Source organism: Pseudoalteromonas sp. S3178, from assembly GCF_005886985.1.
GTDB lineage: Bacteria > Pseudomonadota > Gammaproteobacteria > Enterobacterales > Alteromonadaceae > Pseudoalteromonas > Pseudoalteromonas carrageenovora.
The window spans coordinates 1-399 of record NZ_PNCW01000261.1 but is presented as its reverse complement, the minus strand read 5'-3'; the positions used below and the strand labels follow the sequence as shown (position 1 = coordinate 399).

The 399-nt window shown below is 46.6% G+C and carries 1 protein-coding gene; it reads right to left on the bottom strand.

Annotated features, from left to right (window positions below):
* The coding region (locus CWC11_RS20880) for an enoyl-CoA hydratase/isomerase family protein (protein ID WP_138684180.1) at nt 1-399 on the bottom strand (399 nt) is incomplete at both ends.

The following is a 399-nucleotide window of genomic DNA, read 5'->3' as shown; positions in this document are numbered from 1 at the left end:
CTTTGATAAGCGGTTTAATTTCGCTTTTTGGCGGCGCATGAGACGCTTCATCTAGTGACAACAGCAACTGAGTAAGCTTTTCATGATTTAATACATTGGTTTTACCCCAGTTCACTTCAACTAGGTTTTGTAACAGTAAGCTCAGTTTTTCTGAGTCCATAAAATGATCGGCGAGCCCAACCAGTTTGGCATCCGCAGCGTTAATGTTTGCTGCGGTGAGACCCAAGAATAGTCCAACGCCTTTTGGCATCTTATTGAGGAAATAGCTCCCACCAACATCAGGGTATAAGCCAATGGTGATTTCCGGCATCGCGATGCGCGACGTTTCTGTCATCACTTTATGGCTTGCGCCAGCCGTTAAGCCCAGTCCGCCACCCATGATGATGCCATTACCCCATA